20 protein-coding genes and 1 other RNA gene are annotated in these 21,160 nt (G+C 73.4%); 13 read left to right on the top strand and 8 right to left on the bottom strand.

Annotated features, from left to right (window positions below; all coding sequences use genetic code 11):
- Positions 1 to 54: 54 nt before the first annotated feature.
- Both ybaK and glgX read right to left on the bottom strand, forming a co-directional pair.
- Positions 55 to 558 (bottom strand): Cys-tRNA(Pro) deacylase, encoded by a 504-nt coding sequence (gene ybaK / locus ACYVHQ_RS05455; RefSeq protein ID WP_460511123.1) that lies wholly within the window; start codon positions 556 to 558, stop codon positions 55 to 57.
- Positions 555 to 2,591 (bottom strand): glycogen debranching protein GlgX, encoded by a 2,037-nt coding sequence (glgX, locus tag ACYVHQ_RS05450; protein ID WP_460511122.1) that lies wholly within the window; start codon positions 2,589 to 2,591, stop codon positions 555 to 557. Before glgX ends, ybaK begins: the two co-directional genes overlap by 4 nt.
- Positions 2,592 to 2,738: 147 nt before the next feature.
- Between glgX and ACYVHQ_RS05445 the strand changes: the two genes are divergently transcribed.
- The 8 genes from ACYVHQ_RS05445 to ssrA all read left to right on the top strand — a co-directional run bounded on the left by ACYVHQ_RS05445 (position 2,739) and on the right by ssrA (position 10,457).
- Entirely contained in the window at positions 2,739 to 3,911 is a 1,173-nt protein-coding gene (locus ACYVHQ_RS05445) for a cysteine desulfurase family protein (protein ID WP_460511121.1), read from the top strand.
- Between the two features lie 584 nt (positions 3,912 to 4,495).
- A complete protein-coding gene (locus tag ACYVHQ_RS05440; protein WP_460511120.1) occupies positions 4,496 to 5,479 on the top strand; it encodes a hypothetical protein in 984 nt (327 codons plus the stop codon).
- A 274-nt stretch (positions 5,480 to 5,753) separates the two neighbouring features.
- The gene (locus ACYVHQ_RS05435) at positions 5,754 to 6,356 is read left to right on the top strand and encodes a hypothetical protein (RefSeq protein ID WP_460511119.1); all 603 of its coding nucleotides are present in this window, start codon (positions 5,754 to 5,756) and stop codon (positions 6,354 to 6,356) included.
- A gap of 90 nt (positions 6,357 to 6,446) precedes the next feature.
- The gene (gene prfB / locus ACYVHQ_RS05430; RefSeq protein ID WP_460511118.1) at positions 6,447 to 7,553 is read left to right on the top strand and encodes a peptide chain release factor 2; all 1,107 of its coding nucleotides are present in this window, start codon (positions 6,447 to 6,449) and stop codon (positions 7,551 to 7,553) included.
- Between the two features lie 178 nt (positions 7,554 to 7,731).
- Positions 7,732 to 8,475, top strand: a complete 744-nt coding sequence (ftsE, locus tag ACYVHQ_RS05425) for a cell division ATP-binding protein FtsE (RefSeq protein WP_460511117.1) — start codon at positions 7,732 to 7,734, stop codon at positions 8,473 to 8,475.
- The gene (gene ftsX, locus ACYVHQ_RS05420) at positions 8,472 to 9,386 is read left to right on the top strand and encodes a permease-like cell division protein FtsX (protein WP_460511116.1); all 915 of its coding nucleotides are present in this window, start codon (positions 8,472 to 8,474) and stop codon (positions 9,384 to 9,386) included. The genes ftsE and ftsX overlap by 4 nt, the downstream gene beginning before the upstream one ends.
- Before the next feature lie 104 nt (positions 9,387 to 9,490).
- Positions 9,491 to 9,967, top strand: coding sequence for an SsrA-binding protein SmpB (smpB, locus tag ACYVHQ_RS05415; RefSeq protein ID WP_460511115.1), 477 nt, complete (start codon positions 9,491 to 9,493; stop codon positions 9,965 to 9,967).
- 112 nt (positions 9,968 to 10,079) lie between these two features.
- Positions 10,080 to 10,457: a transfer-messenger RNA gene (gene ssrA / locus ACYVHQ_RS05410) on the top strand.
- Between the two features lie 100 nt (positions 10,458 to 10,557).
- Here ssrA and ACYVHQ_RS05405 read toward each other — a convergent pair.
- A complete protein-coding gene (locus tag ACYVHQ_RS05405) occupies positions 10,558 to 11,895 on the bottom strand; it encodes an LPXTG cell wall anchor domain-containing protein (RefSeq protein ID WP_460511114.1) in 1,338 nt (445 codons plus the stop codon).
- Between the two features lie 300 nt (positions 11,896 to 12,195).
- Here ACYVHQ_RS05405 and ACYVHQ_RS05400 point away from each other — a divergent pair, with 300 nt between their 5' ends.
- Complete coding sequence (locus tag ACYVHQ_RS05400; RefSeq protein ID WP_460511112.1) at positions 12,196 to 13,671, top strand: MFS transporter; 1,476 nt, start codon at positions 12,196 to 12,198, stop codon at positions 13,669 to 13,671.
- Positions 13,672 to 13,692: 21 nt separating this feature from the next.
- Here ACYVHQ_RS05400 and ACYVHQ_RS05395 read toward each other — a convergent pair whose 3' ends face one another.
- On the bottom strand, positions 13,693 to 13,905 hold the full coding sequence (locus ACYVHQ_RS05395) for a hypothetical protein (protein WP_460511111.1): 213 nt from the start codon (positions 13,903 to 13,905) through the stop codon (positions 13,693 to 13,695).
- A 224-nt stretch (positions 13,906 to 14,129) separates the two neighbouring features.
- A complete protein-coding gene (map, locus tag ACYVHQ_RS05390) occupies positions 14,130 to 14,903 on the bottom strand; it encodes a type I methionyl aminopeptidase (protein ID WP_460511110.1) in 774 nt (257 codons plus the stop codon).
- 175 nt (positions 14,904 to 15,078) lie between these two features.
- Between map and ACYVHQ_RS05385 the strand changes: the two genes are divergently transcribed.
- A complete protein-coding gene (locus tag ACYVHQ_RS05385) occupies positions 15,079 to 15,390 on the top strand; it encodes a helix-turn-helix domain-containing protein (protein WP_460511109.1) in 312 nt (103 codons plus the stop codon).
- On the opposite strand, the gene ACYVHQ_RS05380 is transcribed toward ACYVHQ_RS05385, so the two are convergent.
- The 3 genes from ACYVHQ_RS05380 to aroA all read right to left on the bottom strand — a co-directional run bounded on the left by ACYVHQ_RS05380 (position 15,387) and on the right by aroA (position 19,470).
- Complete coding sequence (locus tag ACYVHQ_RS05380) at positions 15,387 to 16,379, bottom strand: inositol monophosphatase family protein (RefSeq protein ID WP_460511108.1); 993 nt, start codon at positions 16,377 to 16,379, stop codon at positions 15,387 to 15,389. The two genes, ACYVHQ_RS05385 and ACYVHQ_RS05380, sit on opposite strands and share 4 nt — an antisense overlap.
- A 408-nt stretch (positions 16,380 to 16,787) precedes the next feature.
- Positions 16,788 to 17,864 (bottom strand): ribosome small subunit-dependent GTPase A, encoded by a 1,077-nt coding sequence (gene rsgA / locus ACYVHQ_RS05375; RefSeq protein WP_460511107.1) that lies wholly within the window; start codon positions 17,862 to 17,864, stop codon positions 16,788 to 16,790.
- Between the two features lie 190 nt (positions 17,865 to 18,054).
- The gene (aroA, locus tag ACYVHQ_RS05370; RefSeq protein WP_460511105.1) at positions 18,055 to 19,470 is read right to left on the bottom strand and encodes a 3-phosphoshikimate 1-carboxyvinyltransferase; all 1,416 of its coding nucleotides are present in this window, start codon (positions 19,468 to 19,470) and stop codon (positions 18,055 to 18,057) included.
- A gap of 95 nt (positions 19,471 to 19,565) precedes the next feature.
- Between aroA and ACYVHQ_RS05365 the strand changes: the two genes are divergently transcribed.
- The 3 genes from ACYVHQ_RS05365 (at position 19,566) to ACYVHQ_RS05355 (ending at position 21,031) form a co-directional block, all read left to right on the top strand.
- On the top strand, positions 19,566 to 20,198 hold the full coding sequence (locus ACYVHQ_RS05365; RefSeq protein ID WP_460511104.1) for a sigma-70 family RNA polymerase sigma factor: 633 nt from the start codon (positions 19,566 to 19,568) through the stop codon (positions 20,196 to 20,198).
- On the top strand, positions 20,195 to 20,437 hold the full coding sequence (locus ACYVHQ_RS05360) for a zf-HC2 domain-containing protein (RefSeq protein ID WP_460511102.1): 243 nt from the start codon (positions 20,195 to 20,197) through the stop codon (positions 20,435 to 20,437). Before ACYVHQ_RS05365 ends, ACYVHQ_RS05360 begins: the two co-directional genes overlap by 4 nt.
- Before the next feature lie 153 nt (positions 20,438 to 20,590).
- On the top strand, positions 20,591 to 21,031 hold the full coding sequence (locus ACYVHQ_RS05355; protein ID WP_460511101.1) for a GNAT family N-acetyltransferase: 441 nt from the start codon (positions 20,591 to 20,593) through the stop codon (positions 21,029 to 21,031).
- Positions 21,032 to 21,160: the final 129 nt, after the last annotated feature.

Here is a 21,160-nt window from a genome sequence, read left to right as displayed (position 1 = left end):
ACCGCCCGCCCGCGCCCGAGCCCGCACCTCCGCGGCGACGACGCAGGAGGCGCGTCAGGGCTTCGCGATCGCGGCCAGCGAGCCGCCGGTCACGCGGAGCAGGTCGTCGGGCGCGAGCTCCACGTCGAAGCCGCGGCGCCCGCCGCTGACGAAGATCGTGGCGAACGTCGACGCCGACGCGTCGAGCACCGTCGGCAGCGCCGTGCGCTGCCCGAGCGGACTGATGCCGCCCACGACGTAGCCGGTCCGCCGTTCGGCGAGGGCCGGGTCGGCCAGGCTGCCGCGCTTCGCTCCGACCGCCCGGGCCAGGGCCTTCGTGTCGAGCCGGGCCGAGACCGGGACGACGCCCACCGCGAGCCCCTGGTCGGTCTCGACGACGAGCGTCTTGAAGACGCGGTCCTCCGTCAGCCCGAGCTCGGCCGCGGCCTCCTCGCCGAAGTTCGTCGCCGTGTCGTGGTGCTCGTAGACGTGCGCGGTGAACGGGACGCCCGCGGCGTGGAGCGCGGTCGTCGCCGGCGTGGCGGGGCCGGGGTCGGGCCTCCTGCCGGCGCGCGTCACGAGGCCTCCCAGAGCACCACCGTCGGTCCCGAGACGAGGACGGCGTCGCCCGGGGCGAGCGAGGTCAGCACGGCCGCGTCGTCGCTCGACCAGAGCGGCAGCCAGCGCGAGACGCCCTCGCGGGCCGGCAGCCGCACGCTCGCGCTCGTCTCGGCGCCGTGCACGAGCAGCAGCACCGTGTCCTGCTCGCCGCCCGCGGGGCCGCCAGGGGTGGAGGCGGCCACCAGCTGCACGGTGCGCGTGGCCGGGTCCTCCCAGTCGGCCGGCCGCATCGCGTCGCCCGAGGCCGCGTGCCACGACAGGTCGTCGGCGCCCGGCGTGCAGGCTCCCTCGACGCCGAAGCGCGTGGGGCGCAGGGCCGGGTGCTCGCGGCGCAGGCGCGTGAGGGTCCGGACCGTGTCGGTGAGGGCCTCCTGCCAGGGGTCCGTCGACCAGTCGACCCAGGTGAGCTCGCTGTCGGTGCAGTACGCGTTGTTGTTGCCGCGCTGCGTGCGGCCGCGCTCGTCGCCGGCCGTGAGCATGGGCACGCCCGGCGAGGCGAGCAGCGTCGCCAGCAGGTTGCGCATCGAGCGGTGGCGCGCGTCGAGGATCCACGGGTTGTCGGTCGGGCCCTCGACGCCGTGGTTGAAGGAGCGGTTGTCGTCGGTGCCGTCGCGGTTCTGCTCGCCGTTGCTGAGGTTGTGCTTGCCGTCGTACGACACGAGGTCGTGCAGCGTGAAGCCGTCGTGCGCCGTGACGAAGTTGACGCCCGCCAGGGGGCCGCGCTCCGCGCCGAACAGCTGCGCCGAGCCCGCCAGTCCCGAGGCGAACGCGCCGAGGCCCGACGCCGGGGTGCCGTGCGAACGGGCCGCGGCGACGTCGGTGAGCCAGAACTCGCGGGTGCGGTCGCGGAACCCGTCGTTCCACTCCGACCAGCCCTCCGCGAAGCGGCCGGTCTGCCAGCCGCCCAGGCCGACGTCCCAGGGCTCGGCGACGAGCTTCACGCCCTCGAGCGCCGGATCGGCCGTGATCGCCTCGAGCAGCGGGTGGTGCGGGTCGAACGCGTGGTGGGCGTCGCGACCGAGCGTCGCCGCGAGGTCGAAGCGGAACCCGTCGATCTGCATCTCGGTCGACCAGTAGCGGAGCGAGTCGAGCACGAGGCGGTGCGCCGCGGGCGTCGACGTGTCGAGCGAGTTGCCGCAGCCGGTCACGTCGACCGGGCGGCCCTCGCGGTCGTGGCGGTAGTAGGCGGCGCCGTCGAGGCCCCGGAGGCTCGTCACCGGCCCGCCGACCTCGCCCTCCTCCGACGTGTGGTTGTAGACGACGTCGAGGAGGACCTCGAGCCCGGCCTCGTGCAGGAGGCGCACCATGCCCTTGAACTCGCGGACCACCGCGCTCTGCCCGGCCAGCTGCGCGTCGCGGCTCGCGTAGGCGGCGTGCGGGGCGAAGAACGAGAGCGTGTTGTAGCCCCAGTAGTTCTCGATGCCCTGCGCGACGAGGCGCTCCTCGTCGACGTGCGCGTGCACCGGCAGCAGCTGCACGGCCGTGACGCCGAGGTCCTTGAGGTAGGCGATGGTCTCGTCGGCGGCGAGGCCCGCGTAGCTGCCGCGCAGGTCGTCGGGCACGAACGGCGCCAGGCGCGTGAGGCCGCGCACGTGCGCCTCGTAGACGACCGTGCGGTCGAGCGGGGTGCGCGGCTTGGCCACGCCGCCCCAGTCGAACGACTCGTCGATCATGGTCGAGCGCCAGCCGCCGCGACCGGTGCGGCCGAGCCCGCGGCCGTACGGGTCGAGCAGCGGCCGCTCGGGGTCGAAGACGGAGCCGCCCGTCGTCACGCCGTCCGCGCGCAGCCAGTACTGGCGGCCCGGCACGAGAGCGCGGTCGGTGGCGCTCCACACGTCGTGCGCGTCGCGGGTCATGGGCACGACGCGGTCGCGCGGGGCGTCCCCGACGACGAGCTCCATGCGGGTGGCGGAGCGCGACCAGACCCGGACGGTGGTCCCGTCGGGGCCCTGTCGCGCGCCGAGGTCGGCGAGGGGATCGTTGTCGAGCACCCGCCCACGATAGGGGAGGGCGCCGGGGCGCCGGAGCGCCGGAGGGTCGGGCCGGGGAGCGAGCCGCGCCGTCGGGCGGGGCCGTCGGTGCGCCGACCTACCATGGTGGGATGGTCGCGCCGCGGCCCGGTCGAGAGGAGCGCCGCCGTGACCGTCTACCTCGACCACGCCGCCACCACGCCGATGCGCCCCGAGGCCATCGCCGCCTACGCCGAGGCGCTCGGCACGGTCGGCAACCCGTCGTCGATCCACAGTGCCGGGCAGGCGGCGAAGCGCGTGCTCGAGGGCGCGCGAGAGCGCATCGCCACCACGCTCGGCTGCGACCCGATCGAGGTGGTGCTCACCTCGGGAGGCACCGAGTCGGTCAACCTGGCCGTCAAGGGGCTCTTCTGGGCCCGCCAGGCCGACCGGCCGCGGCCCCGCGTGCTCGTGCCCGCCGGCGAGCACCACGCCACCGTCGACGCCGTCGCCTGGCTCGCCGCCTCCGAGGGGGCCGTCGTCGAGGAGGTCCCGCTCGACGAGCTCGGGCGCGTCCGCGTCGACGCGCTCGCCGAGGCGCTCGCCCGGTACGACGACGTGGCGCTGGTCACGATGCTCTGGGCCAACAACGAGGTGGGCACCCTGCAGCCGGTGGCCGAGGTCGTGGCCCTGGCCCGGGCCTCCGGCGTCCCCGTCCACGCCGACGCGGTCGCCGCCTACGGGCAGGTGCCGCTCGACTTCGCCGCGTCGGGCCTCGCCGCCATGAGCGTCAGCGCCCACAAGGTCGGCGGGCCGATCGGCATCGGCGCGCTCGTGCTGTCGCGCACGGCCACGGTGGTGCCGCTCATCCACGGCGGCGGCCAGCAGCGTCAGGTGCGCTCGGGCACCCAGGACGCCCCCGCGGCCGTCGCGTTCGCCGTCGCCGCCGAGCTGCCGCACGACCCCGGGCGCCTGCGCGAGCTGCGCGACCGCGTGGTGGCGGGCGTGCAGGAGGGCGTGCCCACGGCCGTCCTCCGCGGCGACCCCGTCGACCGGTTGCCCGGCAACGCCCATTTCACGTTCCCCGGCTGCGAGGGCGACTCGCTGTTGTTCCTCCTCGACGCGGCGGGCGTCAGCGTCTCGACCGGGTCCGCGTGCCAGGCGGGCGTGCCCGAGCCGTCGCACGTGCTCCTCGCGATGGGGGTGCAGGAGGCCGAGGCCCGCGGGGCGATCCGCGTCACCGTCGGGCACGGCACGACCACCGACGACGTGGACGCGTTCCTCGCCGCGCTGCCCGAGGCCGTCGCCCGTGCCACCCGTGCCGGCTACGCGGCCGCCGCGCCCGCGCTCGGCCGCCGCTGAGCCTTCCCCACCCTCCACCCTCCACCCGCCACCCACCTCGGTGCATCGATGTGACCCGAACTGCCGCCCACGGGGCCAGGAGGCAGCAGTTCGCGTCACCTCGTCCGTCGGTCGTGGGCCAGCCCGCCAGCCCGCCGCCCACCCGCCCGCCCGCCCGCCCGCGTGGCCGCGGGAGCGTCGATGTGACCTGAACTGCCGCCTGCAGGGCCAGGAGGCAGCAGTTTGCGTCACATCGTTCGGCGGTGCCCGGGTGAGCGGGGGCTCGGACCTGCCGGGGGCCCGGACCTGTCGGGTGCACGGACCTGCCGGGGGCCGTCCGGCCGGCGGGACCCGTGGCTCCTGCCCGCCCCTCGATGTGACCCGAACTGCCGCCTGCGGGGCCAGGAGGCAGCAGTTCGGGTCACCTCGTTCGTCGATCGTGGGCGGCCGGGCCGGGCTGGGCCGGGCTGGGCCGGGCCGGGCCGGGGGCGCCAGCAGGCCGCCCTCGCGGCGAGCGGTCCTCCACAGGTGCGGGGACCAGCTCGCACGGCACGATCGAGCCGCCGAGGCCCGCGCCGCAGCTGCTCTACGGGCGACCGTGGACCGTGCGACCACGACCCCTGCCGGCCTCCCTCCGCGGACGGCCCTTCACCACCCACGCCGCGTCCGAGCTCGGCGTCACGCCGACCCGACTTCGGGCGTCCGACCTCGAGCGACCCCACCACGGCGTCAGGAGGCTCGGGGCACGAGACGACCGAGCGTCGCGCTCGGCGCTCCAGGTCGCCGCCGACTTCGCACCCCTGCTCCGCGACGACGAGTGCGTCGCGCACGTCAGCGCACTCTGGTGCTGGGGGTTGCCCCTCCGCGCCGAGCACGAGTCCCTGCCGCTCCACGTGGCGTCCATCCGCACCCGTCAGCGGCGACGGCCCGGCATCGTCGGGCACCGCTACGGGGGAGGGTGCCCCTGGACGACGCTCGAGGGCGTGCGGGTCGCGATGCCCGTCCCGGCGTGGGTCCAGGCGGCCAGCGAGCTGCGGCTGGACGAGCTGATCGTGGTCGGTGACGCGCTGGCGGGCCGGTGGTCCCCGTGGTCGGCAGCGTCCGGGGTCGGTCTCGAGACCCTGCACGAGGCCGTGCGCTCCGCGCGCGGGAGGCCCGGCGTGCGCCTGCTCGAGTCGGCGCTGGAGCAGGTCCGCCCCGGCGTGCTGTCGCCGCGGGAGACCGCGCTGCGGCTGCTCGTCGTCCGTGCGGGCTTTCCCGAACCCGAGATCAACGCACCCCAGAGGGCTCCCTCGGGGGCTTACCTCGGCAGGCCCGACCTCAGCTGGCCCGACCTGCGGCTCGGCCTCGAGTTCGAGGGCGACGCCCACCGGACCGACCGCGCCCGGTGGCGGAGCGACCTCCGGCGCTACGCGAGGTTCGCCCGTGCGGGCTGGGACCTCCTCCGCGTGAGCGACGAGGACCTCCGGCCCCCGTACGACCGAGTCCTCCTCGACCACCTCGGTGAACTGCTGCCCCGTGCGACGCCGTCCGCCCGGCCGGCACGTCCAGCCCGGCCCGCGCGACCCGGACGTCACCCGACCATGTGACCCGGTCGGCGGCTCTTGTGGCCCCGGGGCAGCAGTTCGAGTCGCACCGATCCGCGACGGGGTGCCGCGAGGCGGGCGGGACCTGGCGCCTCCTGCCCCGACGCATCGATGTGACCCGAGGTGCTGGCTCGGGGCGCCGGAGGCCGCAGTTCGGGTCACATCGATGAGCGGAGGAGGAATGGGGCACGGGCAGGAGGCACGGGGCAGGGCAGGGGGCAGGGCAGGGGGCGCGGGGCAGGAGGCACGAGGCGCGCGGGCAGGGCAGGGTGGGGGCATGCAGCTCTACTCGGACGTGCCCTCCGCCCGTGCCCGCCAGGTGCTGGGCGACGTCGTCTCGCTCGTGGTCGTGGTGGCCGCGATCGTCGCCGGCGTGACGGTCGCCGCCGCGATCTCGGCGCTCGCCGAGGTGGGGCGCACCGTCGAGCGGGCCGGGGCCAGCCTGCAGGGCACCCTGCGCGACGCGGCCGAGGCGATCGGCGGCCTCCCGCTCGTGGGCGACGCGGCCAGCGCCCCGATCGCCGAGGCGAGCGGCGCGGGCGCGACCCTCGTCGACGCGGGCCGCCAGCAGCAGGAGCTCGTCGGACAGCTCGCCCTCGTGGCGGGGTTGGCGATCGCGGTGCTGCCGGTCCTCGTCGTGCTGCGCACCTGGGTCGCCCGACGGGTCGCGTTCGTGCGGCGCGCGGGCGACGTGCGGGCGTTGGCCGCGAGCGCCGGGGGCGACGACCTGCTCGCGTTGCGGGCCCTCGCCGGGCAGGAGCCGCGACTCCTGCGCGCGGTCGCCGCCGACCCGGTCGCGGCCTGGCGCCGGGGCGATCCCGACGCGGTGCGGGCCCTCGCCGACCTGGCGCTGCACGACGCGGGCGTCCGCCGCCGCTGAGCGGTCGGTCGCGAGCCCCTCCGGCGGCAGTCCACCCGATCGACCCTGAGAGGGCAGGAGGCCCACCCCGGCCGACTAGGCTGGGGCACCATGATCGCGTTGGACCTCTCTGAGCAGATTGCCGCCCTCCGGAGCACGTTCTCCGACATCCGTGCGGTGATCGGCGTCGAGCGGCTGCGCGACGAGATCGCGCAGCTGAGCGAGCAGGCGTCGGCCCCCGACCTGTGGGACGACACCGAGAACGCGCAGAAGGTGACGAGCGCGCTGAGCCACCGCCAGTCCGAGCTCGAGAAGCTCGAGACGACCGAGCAGCGGCTCGACGACCTCGAGGTCCTGATCGAGATGGCGAACGACGGCGACGACCAGGAGAGCGCCGACGAGGCCCACGCCGAGCTGGCCGCCCTGCAGTCGATGATGGACACCCTCGAGGTGCAGACGCTGCTCGACGGCGAGTACGACCCGCGCCCGGCCGTCATCACGATCCGTGCGGGGGCCGGTGGCGTCGACGCCGCCGACTTCGCCGAGATGCTGCTGCGCATGTACCTGCGCTGGGCCGAGAAGCACGGCTACGGCGTCTCGGTCATGGACACCAGCTACGCCGAAGAGGCCGGCATCAAGAGCGCCACGTTCGAGGTCGACGCGCCCTACGCCTTCGGCACGCTGAGCGTCGAGGCCGGCACGCACCGCCTGGTCCGCATGAGCCCCTTCGGTGCGGCGGGCAAGCGCCAGACGAGCTTCGCGGCCGTCGAGGTCATCCCGCTCATGGAGGAGACCGAGTCGATCGACATCCCCGAGAACGACATCCGCGTCGACGTGTTCCGCTCGTCGGGCCCCGGCGGCCAGTCGGTCAACACGACCGACTCGGCGGTGCGCCTGACCCACATCCCGACCGGCACGGTCGTCTCGATGCAGAACGAGAAGAGCCAGATCCAGAACCGCGCGGCCGCCATGCGCGTGCTGCAGTCGCGCCTCCTGCTGCTGCAGAAGGAGGCCGAGAACGCCAAGAAGAAGGAGCTCGCGGGCAACATCACCGCGAGCTGGGGCGACCAGATCCGCTCGTACGTGCTGGCGCCGTACCAGATGGTGAAAGACCTGAGGAGCGAGCACGAGCAGGGCAACCCGTCGCAGGTGTTCGACGGCGACCTCGACGGGTTCATCTCGGCGGGCATCCGCTGGCGCAAGCGGGCGGACGCCTGAGAGGCGACGCGCCAGCGTCGCGCGTCCGTCCCGGCGGAGCCCGCGACGCCGGCTCCGGAGGTCTTGGACCCGTCCGCCCCGGCGGAGCCCGCGACGCCGGCGCCGGAGGTCTCGGACCCGTCCACGGGTGAGTCGTGGGCGGGTCTCCCATCGAGGACCACTTAGGCTGACGCCCGCCATGATCCGTTTTGATGAAGTCACCAAGGTCTACTCGGGCAATCCACGCCCGGCGTTGAACGCCGTCACCCTCGAGATCCTGAAGGGCGAGTTCGTCTTCCTCGTCGGGGCGAGCGGCTCCGGCAAGTCGAGCTTCCTGCGCCTCGTCCTCAAGGAGGAGAAGCCCTCGAAGGGGCAGATCCACGTCCTGGGTCAGCGCCTGGGCACCCTGTCGAGCCGCAAGGTGCCGTACTTCCGGCGCAACCTGGGCGTCGTGTTCCAGGACTTCCGCCTCCTGCCGCAGAAGAACGTGTTCGACAACGTGGCGTTCAGCCTGCAGGTGATCGGCAAGAGCAAGGGGTTCATCCAGGAGGCCGTGCCCGACGTCCTGAAGATGGTGGGCCTGGTCGGCAAGCAGCACCGCCTGCCGCACGAGCTCTCGGGTGGTGAGCAGCAGCGCGTCGCGATCGCGCGCGCCATCGTCAACAAGCCGGCGATCCTCCTGGCCGACGAGCCGACGGGCAACCTCGACCCCTCGACGAGCGCGGGCATCATGACCCTGCTCGAGCGCATCAACGCCTCCGGCACGACCGTGATCATGGCCACGCACGACGCCGGCATCGTCGACCAGATGCAGCGCCGCGTGATCGAGCTCAGCGCGGGCAACATCCTCCGCGACGAGCGTCGCGCCGGCTACCAGACGCAGGCGGTGCCGATCCAGGCGATCGGGGTCGAAGACCTGAGCCTGAGGGGAGCGGACGAATGAGGGTCGGACTCGTCCTCTCCGAGGTCGGCAGCGGCCTCCGGCGCAACGCGTCGATGGTCGTCTCGGTCGTCCTCGTGACGTTCATCTCGTTGACCTTCGTCGGCACGGCCGCGCTGCTGCAGATGCAGATCAACCAGATGAAGGGCTACTGGTACGACAAGGCGCAGGTCGCCGTCTACCTCTGCACCGACACCGACACGACCGGCAACTGCACGGGCGCGAAGGCCACGCAGGACCAGATCGACGCGGTCGAACAGCAGCTGGCCTCGCCGGTGCTGTCGCCGTACGTCGATCGCGACTACTTCGAGTCGCAGGACGACGCGTACGAGCGGTTCCAGGAGCAGTTCGCCGACAGCCCGGCGACGGAGTTCGTGCAGCCCTCCTACCTCAACGAGACCTTCTGGGTGAACCTCAAGGACCCGACGCAGGCCGAGGTGCTGCAGGAGAGCCTGTCGAGCCTGGCCGGCGTGCAGAGCGTGGTCGACCAGCGCGGCTACCTCGATCCGATCTTCAACCTGCTCAACGCGGCGAGCTACACGGCCATCGGCATCGCGGTGCTCATGCTCATCGCCGCGGTGCTGCTGATCGCGACGACGATCCGCCTCTCGGCGTTCAGCCGACGACGCGAGCTGGGCATCATGCGCCTGGTGGGCGCGTCGAACAGGTTCATCCAGACGCCGTTCATCCTCGAGGGCGTGATCGCCGCGCTCGTGGGGTCGATCCTGGCCGGTGGCGCGATCGTGGCCGTGGTGCACTTCTTCGTGAGGGGCTACCTGGTGCAGAACTTCACCGGGACGTCGTTCATCGGCCTCGACGAGGCGGCGCTGGTGGTGCCGCTGGTGGTGCTCGTGGGCAGCCTCCTGGCCGCTCTCTCGGCGAACGTCGCGATCCGCCGCTACCTCAAGGTCTGAGCGGCCCCTTCCGGGTGTAGCCTGATGAGCTGTCTGCGCGAGCGGGCAGCTCGTCCGGGCTCCGACGACCCCGACGACAGGACGACCAGACCCAGGAGGCACGCGTGGCCAAGGAACGCGGTGAGAAGGTCGTGGCCACGAACCGCCGTGCGCGCCACGACTACACGATCGACGACACGTACGAGGCGGGCATCGTGCTCAGCGGCACCGAGGTGAAGTCGCTGCGGCAGGGGCGCGCGTCGCTCGTCGACGGCTACGCCTTCGTCGACGGGGGAGAGGCCTGGCTCGACGCCGTGCACATCCCCGAGTACACCGAGGGCACGTGGAACAACCACGCGCCCCGGCGCAAGCGCAAGCTGCTGCTGCACAAGCACGAGATCGTCAAGATGGGGCAGAAGACGAAGGAGGGCGGCTTCACGCTGGTGCCGCTCAAGCTCTACTTCAGCGACGGTCGGGCGAAGGTCGAGATCGCGGTCGCGAAGGGCAAGCGCGAGTACGACAAGCGCCAGACCCTCCGCGAGCGCACGGCGACGCGCGAGGCCGAGGCGGCCATGAGCGCGCGCAAGAACCTGGGCGAGTAGCCCTCGGTCGGGGTGGCGCAGGAGGCGCGACCGGCCTAGACTGGAACACCGCATCAGAGATGGTGCGGCAGCAGCTCCACAACTCCACAGTGCGTGACGACGGCCCCTCCACGGGGATGATCGGTTTCGACATCGCCTGGGTGCGAACGAGAAGCGGGCCGAGGATTCACGGTCATCTCGTGAACGATCCGTGAAAAACAATAAGTGCCAATAACAAGCGCACTGACTTCGCTCTCGCTGCGTAAGCAGTAGAGCCACATGAAGTCCGTCAGTCTGGTGACCGCCTTCTAACCAGTGCCTGACGTCATCTAGAGGGCTTGCTGCGTGGTCGTGCCTGAGGGCCACGCGGGACTTGAACTCGGGCTGGGCTCGTCGACCTAGATGCCAGTAGCAAAGGTCGGAGCCGAGCAGAACGCCTCAACTGGCTACGCCCGTAGAAGACGTGCAATCCCAGCGTTGGACGGGGGTTCGATTCCCCCCATCTCCACCATCGCGGTCGTCGTCACGCATTGTGCTCCCTCTGGTCCGCCGGGGGAGCGACCAAGCCCCCTGCACCTTCCGGTGCAGGGGGCTTCGTCGTGTGCGGGGTGCTACTCGGCGGCGACGGCCTCGAGGGCACGACGGCGGCGGGCGACGAGCGTCAACACGACGCCGGCCAGGGTGAGGGCACCGGCCAGGCCGAGCGCGACTCCTGACGTCTCGGAGCCGGTGTAGGCCAGGGCCGAGTCCGCGGGGACCACGGCGACGGGGGTCGTGGCGGCGGGGACGACGGCGGTGACCAGGCTGTACTCGACCGGGGTCGAGAGGCCGGAGACGACGGGCAGGCCCGTGGTCGGGTCGGTCACGATGGTGCCGTCCTCGAAGAGGGCGGCGAAGGCGACGACCGTGTATTCGCCGGGGACCTGCTCGAGCGTGACGCTCCAGGTGCCGTCGTCACCGACGACGATGCGGTCGGTGGGGTCGACCGGCTCCGGCTGGGGGCTGGGCTGGGCGAAGGTGCCCAGCTGCGGCTCGAGGGCGGCGAGGGCCTCCTCGACCTGGGCCTCGAGCTCGGCGAGGTCCGCCGTCGGCACGGCGAAGAGGCCGATGTCGGAGCCGGGGGTGCCGGTGCCCTGGAACGTCACGCGGTCGCCGACGACGGTCTCGTCCTGCACCGGCGCGGTGATGACGGGGGTCGCGGGGGCGGTGACGGGCTCGGGGGCCGGGATCGGCTCGGGCTGCGGGGTGGGCTCGGGCTCGGGGGCCGGCGCGGGCGTCGCGGCCGGGAGCTCGAGCGTGACCTCGACGACGCCGGACTCGACGCCGTCGGTCAGCTGCGTGAAGGTCACGGTCTGTCCGACCGGGGCGTCCTCGGCGAAGACGACCTCGAGGGTCCACACGCCGTCCGTGACGATCGCGGGGTCGGCGAGCACGGCGTCGTCGGCGTCGGTCGCGGTGACCGTCGAGTCGTCGGTGCCGGTCCCGGAGAAGGTGACCGTACGGCTCTCGAGGGGGGTGCCGGGGGCGGGCTCCGTGACGTCGAACTCCACCGTGGGGTCGACGGGCACGCCCGGGATGACGAAGTCGCGCGTGATGGTCTCGTCGACGACCGTGGCACCCGCCAGGGTGCTCGTGATCACGAGCGTCTGGTCCGGGGCGCTCTCGGGAGCGAACGACAGGGGGGTCGAGAAGGTGCCGGTGGCGTCGACCGTCTCCTGGGCGACGAGGCCGAAGGGCTCGTCGAACACAGAGACGACCGTGCCCTCGGGAGCGGTGCCGACGACGTCGATGTCGAGGGTGTCGAAGACCTGGCCCTGGGCGGGACTGGTCACCTGCAGGTCGCCGGGAGCGGCGGAGGCGGCGGTCGCGCCGAACAGCGCGCCTCCGAGAGCGAGGGACAGCGCGGCCGGGACGGCGAGGGCGCGTCGCCAGGTGTGGCGAGTGGTCACGGGGGTTCTTCCTGTGGGGAGAGGGCGCACGTCACCACGTGGTCGCACGGCAGCGGGCGGCCGGAATCGGGTCTCCGGTCACGGAGAACGCTATCGTTCGGTGCTCGGTCGCGGGGGATGAACCGAGCACGACTCGGGCGGCTGCGCTCGGCGTGCTGCTCACCCGGGGGTGATCCTCGCCCGACGTGCCGTTCCGGCGGGTGGGCTCCGCGCCACCAGGAGGGGCCTCCGTGCGTCTCGGCGGACCAGGTCGAGCACGGGGCGGTCCTCCCGCCTGCGGGAGTACAACGGAGTGATCCCATGACGAACGCACCCACGCCTCTTGCCCCCGAGCTCACCGACCGCCAGAAGTGGCAGGCCTTCGGCGTCTGCGTCGGCGTCGCCGCCCTGACGATCCTCGACCTGTCGAAGGTCAACGTCGGCCTGCCCAGCATCGAGTCCTCGCTCGACGCCGGGCCCAGCGCCCTCCAGCTCATCGTCGCCGGCTACGCGCTCGCCTTCGGCCTGGCGCTCGTGCCCTCGGGGCGCCTCGGTGACCTGAAGTCGCGCAAGCTCATGTTCGTCATCGGGCTCACGGCCTTCACGCTCGCGAGCCTCTTCTGCGCGCTCGCGCCGACCATCGAGCTGCTCGTCGTCGGGCGCATCGTGCAGGGCATCGCCGCGGGCATCCAGATGCCGCAGGTGCTCGGTCTCGTGCAGCAGCTGTTCCAGGGCAAGGAGCGCGGCCGAGCCTTCGGCCTGTTCGGTGCCGTCATCGGCATCGGCACGGCCTTCGGCCCCACGCTCGGCGGCCTGCTCATCGCGGTGGGCGGGCCCGAGGACGGCTGGCGCCTCCTGTTCTGGATGAACATCCCGCTCGGCCTCATCGCCATCGTCTTCGCGCTGAAGCTGCTGCCGAGGGAGAGCACGGCGCCGAGCGGCCACCAGACCCTCGACGTGTTCGGCATCGTGCTGCTGGGCCTGGCGATCCTCACGCTCATGCTGCCGTTCGTGCTCACCACCGGCCAGGGTGACGACCCGCTGCGCTGGTCGTTCCTCGTCGGCTTCGTCGTCTTCACCGCGGCCTTCGTCGCCTGGGAGCAGCGCTACAAGGCCCGCGGCAAGTCGCCCGTCGTGCACTTCGACCTGTTCCGCACCGCGTCGTACCGCAACGGCACCCTCATCGCCACGGTCTACTTCTGCGCCCTGCCGGCGACGTTCTTGCTCACGACGCTCTACCTGCAGCAGGGCCTCGGCCTCGAGCCCGTCTTCGCGGGCATGGTGACGATCCCGTTCGCGCTCACGAGCGCGGTCGCCGCCTTCTACGGCGGCCGCCTCGTCGACCGGTACGGCCGCAGCCTCGTCGTGCTGGGCCTGGTGCTCGTGCTGGTCGGGTTCGTGCTGATCCTGCTCGCCGCGACCCTCACGTCGGCCGAGGCGACGCCCTGGGCCATGGGCGTCGGCATGCTCGTCGCCGGCACCGGCGGCGGCTTCGTCATCTCGCCGAACCAGACCCTCACGCTGGCGGAGGTGCCCGTCGAGATGGGCGGCGTCGCGGGCTCGATGGGCCAGGTCGGCCAGCGCGCCGGCACCGCCATCGGCACCGCCGTCGCCGTCTCGACCTTCTACGCGATCATCGCGGGGGAGGGTGGCACCGACCTCGACGTCTACCACGACGCCTACCGGGGAGGCTTCTTCGTCGTGCTGGGGCTGATCGCCCTCGCGCTCGTGCTCGGCCTCGTCGACCTCCGCGCCCGCAAGCTCGGCAAGGTGGGCCCGGAGGCGCAGACCGCCTGAGCGGCAGGAGGCGCGGGCGGCCTAGCGGCCGAGCCAGGCCGTCATGTCGAGCGGCTGCGTGGGCGTCAGGTCGACGGCGGCCGGGTCGACGCCCTGCGGCCCCGGGGCGACGATCGACACCGTCACGCTCGCGAAGGCGGGCGAGGGGGCGGCGGCGGGTCGCGCGTCGGTGGTGACGGGGGTCCCGACGGCAGCAGCGGTCAGGTCGACGACGGGGGCGGCGGTGGCGAACACGGGGACTCCTCGGGGCGGCGCGGCTCCTGGGGGCCGCGGACGGACGACGTGGGCGGGGCCACGGCGGGCACCTCAGAGGTGGTGCCCGCCGGGCTCCTGGGCCGCCCTGCCTGAGCGATCAGGGCTCCGTGCGGAGCGGGCGACGACCTGCGTCCAGCCTCCTGCACCCGTGCCCGCTGGCGCATCGAGCACCAGGAGGTCCTTGCCTCGTCCCCAGGGATGACCTAGGCGATCCGGGTGGTCAGGACCTCGGCCCCCTCGTCGGTCACGAGGACGGTGTGCTCGCTGTGGGCCGTCCGGGCGCCCGTGGCGCTGCGCAGGGTCCAGCCGTCGTCGTCGGTGACGAGCTCGTCGGTGTCGGCCATGACCCAGGGCTCGATCGCGAGGAGCAGCCCGGTGCGCAGCTTGTAGCCGCGGCCCGGGCGACCGTCGTTCGCGATGTGCGGGTCCTGGTGCATCGTCGAGCCGACGCCGTGCCCGCCGAACTCGAGGTTGACGGACCAGCCGTCGCCGCGGAGCACCTCGCCGATCGCGGCCGACAGGTCGCCCGTCTTGGCACCCGGCCGGGTGACCGCGATCGCGGCCGCCAGCGCGCGCTCGGTGGAGTCGATGAGCGCCAGGCTCTCGGCGGGCTGCGTCGCCCCCACGACGAAGCTGAGCGCCGAGTCGGCGACGACGCCGTCGAGGGTGACCGCCAGGTCGAGCGTGAGCAGGTCGCCGTCGGCGAGGACCTGGTCGCGCGGCAGCCCGTGGAGCACGGCGTCGTTGACCGACGTGCAGATGTAGTGGCCGAAGGGGCCGCGGCCGAACGACGGGGCGTAGTCGACGTAGCAGGAGGTCGCACCCGCCTCGAGGATCATCGCCTTCGTCCACGCGTCGATCTCGAGCAGGTTCGTGCCGACCGTCGTGCGCTCGCGCACGGTCCGCAGGATGCGCCCGACGAGCGCACCGACCGCCCGGGCCTTCGGGAACTCGGTGGGGTGCAGGATCTCGATCACGGCGGGGCCTCCTCGGCGGCTCGGGTGCGGGTGGGGGTGCGGGTGGTGCGGGTGTTGCTGCGGTGCGGGTGCGGGTGCGGGTCCTGGGGCTGGTCCGCACGGGGCGGGCGCGGGTGCTGACGTCACCTGCGCACCGGTAATGGTATCCCGCTCGGCGGGGGGTTAGGATCGCCGCATGGTCCGCCTGCCGCTCACCCCCGCCGAGGTCGACCGGGGCCGACGCCTCGGCGCGGCACTGCGCCGGGCGCGGGGCGACCGCTCCATGGTCGACACGGCCCTCGCCGCCGACATCTCGCCCGAGACGCTGCGCAAGATCGAGTCGGGGCGGGTCGCGACTCCTGCCTTCTCGACGGTCGCGGCCGTGGCCAGCGTGCTCGGGCTCTCGCTCGACGCCCTGTGGTCCGAGATCGCGACCGCAGGAGGCCCCGCCCTGTCCGGCGCGGCCGTCACCCCCGGCGGGCACGCCGTGGAGCCGCTGGCCTCCTAGGAGCCCGGCGTCGCCGACGGGTCGACCCGCACGGCCCGGACGACCTCGTCGTGCAGGACGCCGTTCGTCGCCAGCGCGGAGCCGTGCCACGGCCCGGGGAGCCCGTCGAGGCTGCTGAAGGTGCCGCCGGCCTCCTCGACGACGACCTGCAGCGCGGCCATGTCGTAGGGGGCCAGGCCGTCCTCGCCCGCGATGTCGAGCGCGCCCTCGGCGACCATGACGTACGACCAGAACTCGCCGTACGAACGGGTGCGCCAGACGCGCTCCGTGAGCGCCAGCAGCTGGTCGAGCCGGCCCCCCTCGCGCCAGTACTCGAGGCCGTTGTAGCTGAGCGACGCGTCGCCCAGCTCGCGGACGCCCGACACCAGGAGGCGCTCGCCCGGCCGGTCCGACGACCAGGCGCCGGCACCGCGAGACGCCCACCAGCGCCGGCCCAGCGCCGGCGCGCTGACCACGCCCACGACGGGCACGCCGTCGACGACGAGCGACACGAGGGTCGCCCACACCGGCACCCCGCGCAGGAAGTTCGCGGTGCCGTCGATCGGGTCGACGATCCACTGCCGCGTCGGGCGGGCGGGGGCGGTCGTCGTGCCGGTGCTGTCGGTGTCGGTGCTCGTGCCCGTGCTCGTGCCGGTGCTCGTGCCCGTGCCCGTGCCCGTGCTGGTGCTGGTGCTCGTGCCCGTGCTCGTGCTGGAGTCCTGGACCGCGCGGGCGTCGGACGGGGCGGCGTCGTCGCCGTACTCCTCGCCGAAGAACGTGTCGTCCGGTCGTTCCGTCGCCACGAGCCCACGGATGGCCCGCTCGACCGCCTGGTCGGCGTCGGTGACGTGCGTGCGGTCGGGCTTCATCGACACGTGCAGGTCCGTGCTGCGGAACCGCTCGGCGCTGATCGCGTCGGCCGCGTCCGCCAGCCGGAGGGCGAGGTCGAGGTCGTCAGCCCAGGCTGCCGCCTCGTCAGCAGGGCAGGAGGCGCGGGTCGGGTCGGTCACCCCGCCAGCGTACCGAGCCCGCCCGCCCGGCCCGCGCCTCCTGCGCTGCCCGTGCGGAGCGCCCCTCGTCCCCGCCCGGCCGCCCGCCCCGCGCCCCGTGCGCCGATGTGACCCGAACTGCGGCCTCGGCGCTCGTGGGGCAGCACTCCGGGTCACCTCGATGCACTGGTGAGGCGTGTGCGGCTCGCACTGCCCGGGAGGGATCTCCACCGAGCATCGAGGTGACGCGAAGTGCGGCCTCGGGGCTCGTGGGGCCGCAGTTCGGGTCATCTCGATGACCACGACGGTGGGCGGACGACCAAGCGAGCATGGCAGGGCAGGGCAGGGCAGGGCAGGGCAGGGCAGGGCAGGGCAGGGCCGAGCGAGCACGAGCACGAGCACGAGGATCGGGCAGGAGGCGCGCCCGGCCTAGCTGCGGGAGGCGAGCAGCGAGCGCAGCGACCGCAGGCGTTCGCGGCCCACCTCGCCGAGCTCGCCGCCCTCGACGCGGTCGACGATCTCCCAGTCGTGGGCCTGGTCGAGCGGCACGCCGTCCGGGGGCGGGCCCTCCGCTGGCAGGGCGTGCGTCGCGAACGAGCGCAGGATGTTCGCCGGGTCCACGTGCCCCAGGCCGAACGAGCGCACGCCGGGCGTGTCGATGATCCAGCCGCCCGTCGGCACCGCGAACGACACGGTGGACGACGACGTGTGCCGCCCACGACCGGTCACCGCGTTGACGACGCCGACCTCGCGCTGAGCCCCGGTCAGGGCGTTGACCAGCGTCGACTTGCCGACGCCCGAGTGGCCGACCGTCACCGTCGTGTGCCCGGCGAGCAGCTCGCGCAGCTCGGCCAGCGCGGGGGAGGGCTCGCCGTCGACGTCGTCGAACGAGGTCGACGTCGTCGTGACCACCCGCAGGTCGAGGCACGAGAAGTGCGCCGCGAACGGCACCGGGTCGGCGAGGTCGGTCTTCGTGATGCAGAGGACCGGCTCGATGCCCGCGTCGAACGCGGCCACCAGGTAGCGGTCGACGAGACGCGGGCGCGGCTCGGGGTCGGCGGCGGCCACGACCACGAGCATCTGGTCGGCGTTGGCCACCACGACCCGCTCGACCACGTCCGTGTCGTCGGCGCTCCGCCGCAGCAGCGTGCTGCGCTCCTGCACGCGCACGATCCGCGCCAGCGAGCCCTCCGCACCGCTGGTGTCGCCGACGACGTCGACGCGGTCGCCCGTGACGACGCTCTTCTTGCCGAGCTCGCGAGCCCGGGCCGTCGTGATCTCGCGCTCGTCGGGAGTGCCCACGTCGAGCAGCACCCCGTACCGACCGCGGTCCACCGTCCACACGACGCCCGTCTCGGCCTGCTCGTACGCCGGCCGCTGCTTCGTGCGCGGCCGGTTGCCCTTCGGGTTGGGCCGCACCCGCACCGACGACTCGTCGTACTCGCCGTAGGCCCGCTCGTCGACGACGTCGTCGTCGGGGGCGTCGGGGTCGCTCCACCAGCTCATGCGCGCGCGCACCCTGCCTGCACGGCCACGCCCCAGGATGCCGCCTGCGCCCCAGGTCTCGTCCTGGGGTCCGGGCGGGTTCCTGGGGTGTCGGCGTGCATCGCCGTACGGGTGTCGGCGTGCATCGCCGTGCGGGCATCGGCGCGCGTCGCCGTGCGTGCACCACTGCGCGTCCGGCTGCCCGCGCCGGTCACAGGAACCCCAGCAGGTCGATGTCGGCCGGCGTCTCGTGCACGCGGCGCCCCAGGAGGTCGTCCCACAGCTCCGTGAACTGCGGCAGCGTCTTGCTCGTCACGCGCACGTCGTCGACCTCGACGCCCTCGACCGCGAGGCCGATGATGGCCGCGGCCGTCGCCATGCGGTGGTCTTCGTAGGAGCGCCACTGCCCCGCGTGCAGCGGCGAGGGCTCGAGGTGCAGCCCGTCGTCGAGCTCGGTCACGCGCCCGCCGAGGGCGTTGATCTCGCTCGCGAGGGCGGCGAGGCGGTCCGTCTCGTGGCCGCGCAGGTGGCCGATGCCCGTGATCGTGCTCGGGCCCGAGGCCAGGGCGGCCAGGGCGACGAGCGCGGGGGCCAGCTCGCCGCCGCGCGAGAGGTCGAGGTCGACGCCCGGCAAGCTGCCGCCGCCGACGAGGCCCACGCCGCCGTCGACGGTGAGCAGGTCGCCGTCGAGGGTCACGGTCGCGCCCCAGAGCGGCAGCAGCTCGACGAGGTCGGCGCCGACCTGCGTCGTCTCGGCGGGCCAGTGGCGGACCTGCACCGTGCCTCCTGCGATCAGGGCCGCGACGAGGAACGGCGCGGCGTTCGACAGGTCGGGCTCGATCGTGAGCTCGCGCGCCGCGATCGGCGTCGGAGGGACCTCCCAGACGCCTGCCGACGGCGACGTGACCTCGACGCCGCGCTGGGCGAGCACGTCGACCGTCATGGCGATGTGCGGCAGGCTCGGCAGCGTCTCGCCGGTGTGCCGGAGGGTCAGGCCCCGGGCGAAGCGAGGCGCGCTGAGCAGCAGGCCCGAGACGAACTGGCTCGACGCCGACGCGTCGATCTCGACGTCGCCGCCCTCGACCTCGCCGGTGCCGTAGAGGCTGAACGGCAGCTGCCCGCGCCCGTCGTCGGAGACGTCGACGCCGAGCGCGCGCAGCGACTCGATCGTCGTGCGCATGGGGCGCCGGCGGGCGCTCTCGTCGCCGTCGAAGGTGACCGGGCCGAGCGCCAGGGCGGCGACCGGGGGCAGGAACCGCATGACGGTGCCCGCGAGCCCGCAGTCGACCGTCGTGCCGCCGGTCAGCTCACCGGGGGTGACGCGCCAGGCGGGCACGGCCGGGTCGTCGGAAGGGACCTCGTCGACGGTGGTGCCCAGGGCGCGCAGCGCGTCGACCATGAGGGCGGTGTCGCGCGAGTGCAGGGGAGCGTGCAGGAGGCTCGGACCGTCGGCCAGCGCCGACAGCACCAGCTCGCGGTTGGTGAGCGACTTCGACCCGGGCAGCGACACGGTCGCCGAGAGGGGGCCGGCGGCCGACGGCGCCGTCCAGCGACCGTCGTCGACCTCGGGCTGACGACCGTCTTCGTAGGGGCTGAACTCGGGCCCGGAATACCGCGATACCTGCATCGGTTGACCACTGTACTGCCGACCCCGACGGGAGAACCGTGATCACTGCGCCACCCCCCGAGGATCTCCTCCTCGCCGAACTAGACTCGGCCCTGATGAGCACCTCCGACGACCTCGCCCCCGAGCCCGACGCCGCCCAGCTGCGCGCGCTGTTCGAGGAGCAGGCGCTGCCCTTCATGGACCAGCTGTACGCCGCCGGCATGCGCATGACGCGCAACCCGGCCGACGCCTCCGACCTCGTGCAAGAGACCTACGTGAAGGCCTTCGCGGCGTTCCGCCAGTTCCAGCAGGGCACGAACCTCAAGGCGTGGCTGTACCGGATCCTCACGAACACGTTCATCAACACGTACCGCAAGAAGCAGCGCGACCCCTACCAGGGCACCATCGACGAGCTCGAGGACTGGCAGATGGGCGGTGCCGAGAGCGCGACCCGCACGTCGCGGTCGAACCGGTCCGCCGAGGCCGAGGCCATCGACCACCTGCCCGACAGCGCCGTCAAGGACGCCTTGCAGCAGGTGCCCGAGGACTTCCGGATGGCCGTCTACTTCGCCGACGTCGAGGGGTTCTCGTACCAGGAGATCGCCGACATCATGAAGTCCCCCGTCGGCACCGTCATGAGCCGCCTCCACCGCGGGCGTCGGCTCCTCCGTGAACTGCTGGCCGACCATGCCCGCGAGAGGGGCATGACCGTCCCGGCCCCCGTGACCAAGAAGGGCGCGAAGCGATGACCGAGTACGACTGCGACAAGGCCAAGGCCGAGCTCGAGGAGTTCCTGCACGGCGAGCTGTGCCGCGAGGACGCGGCCGACATCCGTGAGCACATGGCCGGTTGCGCCGACTGCGCGGGCGAGCACCACGTCGGCGTGGTCCTCACCGAGGCCGTGCAGCGCGCCTGCCGCGAGTCCGCCCCCGAAGACCTGCGTTCGACCGTCCTCGCCCGGCTGCGGGCACTGCAGGCCTCGCACTGACCCCGCAGGAGGCCCGGGCCGCGTCGGGCAGGGCGACCCGCGTCGCGTGCGTCCCCGTCGCCTCCTGCGCCGCCGTCGCCCGCACCTCCTGCCGCGCGTGAGCACCGGCGTCACGTGCACGGCTGCGCCGGGAGGCTGCGCTAGCGTCGGGGCATGACCGCCACGGTGGAGGTGCTCGGCACCCCGACGCCCGACGACCTCGACGACCTCGTCACGCTCATCAGCTCGCTCGGCTACGCGCTCGACGCCGACGTGCTCGCGACCCGGCTCGACCGGCTCACGGGCGCCGCTGGGCACGAGACGTGGGTCGTCCGCGACGACGCCGGCCGGGTGAGGGCCGTCGCCGGTGGGCACCTCATGTGGGCCTACAACGCCGACGCCCCCGTCGCGCAGCTGCTGTTGCTCGTCGTACGGGACGACGCGCGCCGGGACGGCATCGGCTCGCAGCTGCTCTCGCACTTCGAGGCCTGGGCCGACCGCCACGGTGCCCGCACCCTCGACGCGGTCTCGGCCGCCGCCACCGACTCGGCGCACCGCTTCTACCAGAAGCGCGGGTACCACTCGACCGGCAGCCGGTACTCCAAGCTCGCCTGACGCCGCGTCATGCCGCGCGACAGCACGCCGCGCGACAGCACGCCGCGCGACAGCACGCCGCGCCACAGCACGCGGCGCGCGTCGCCGCGGAGCACGACGGAGGCCGCACCCTCGAGGGGTGCGGCCTCC

This window comes from Frigoribacterium salinisoli, assembly GCF_054781095.1.
Note: the sequence above shows the minus strand (reverse complement) of the source record. Positions and strands in the feature narration are given on the sequence as shown.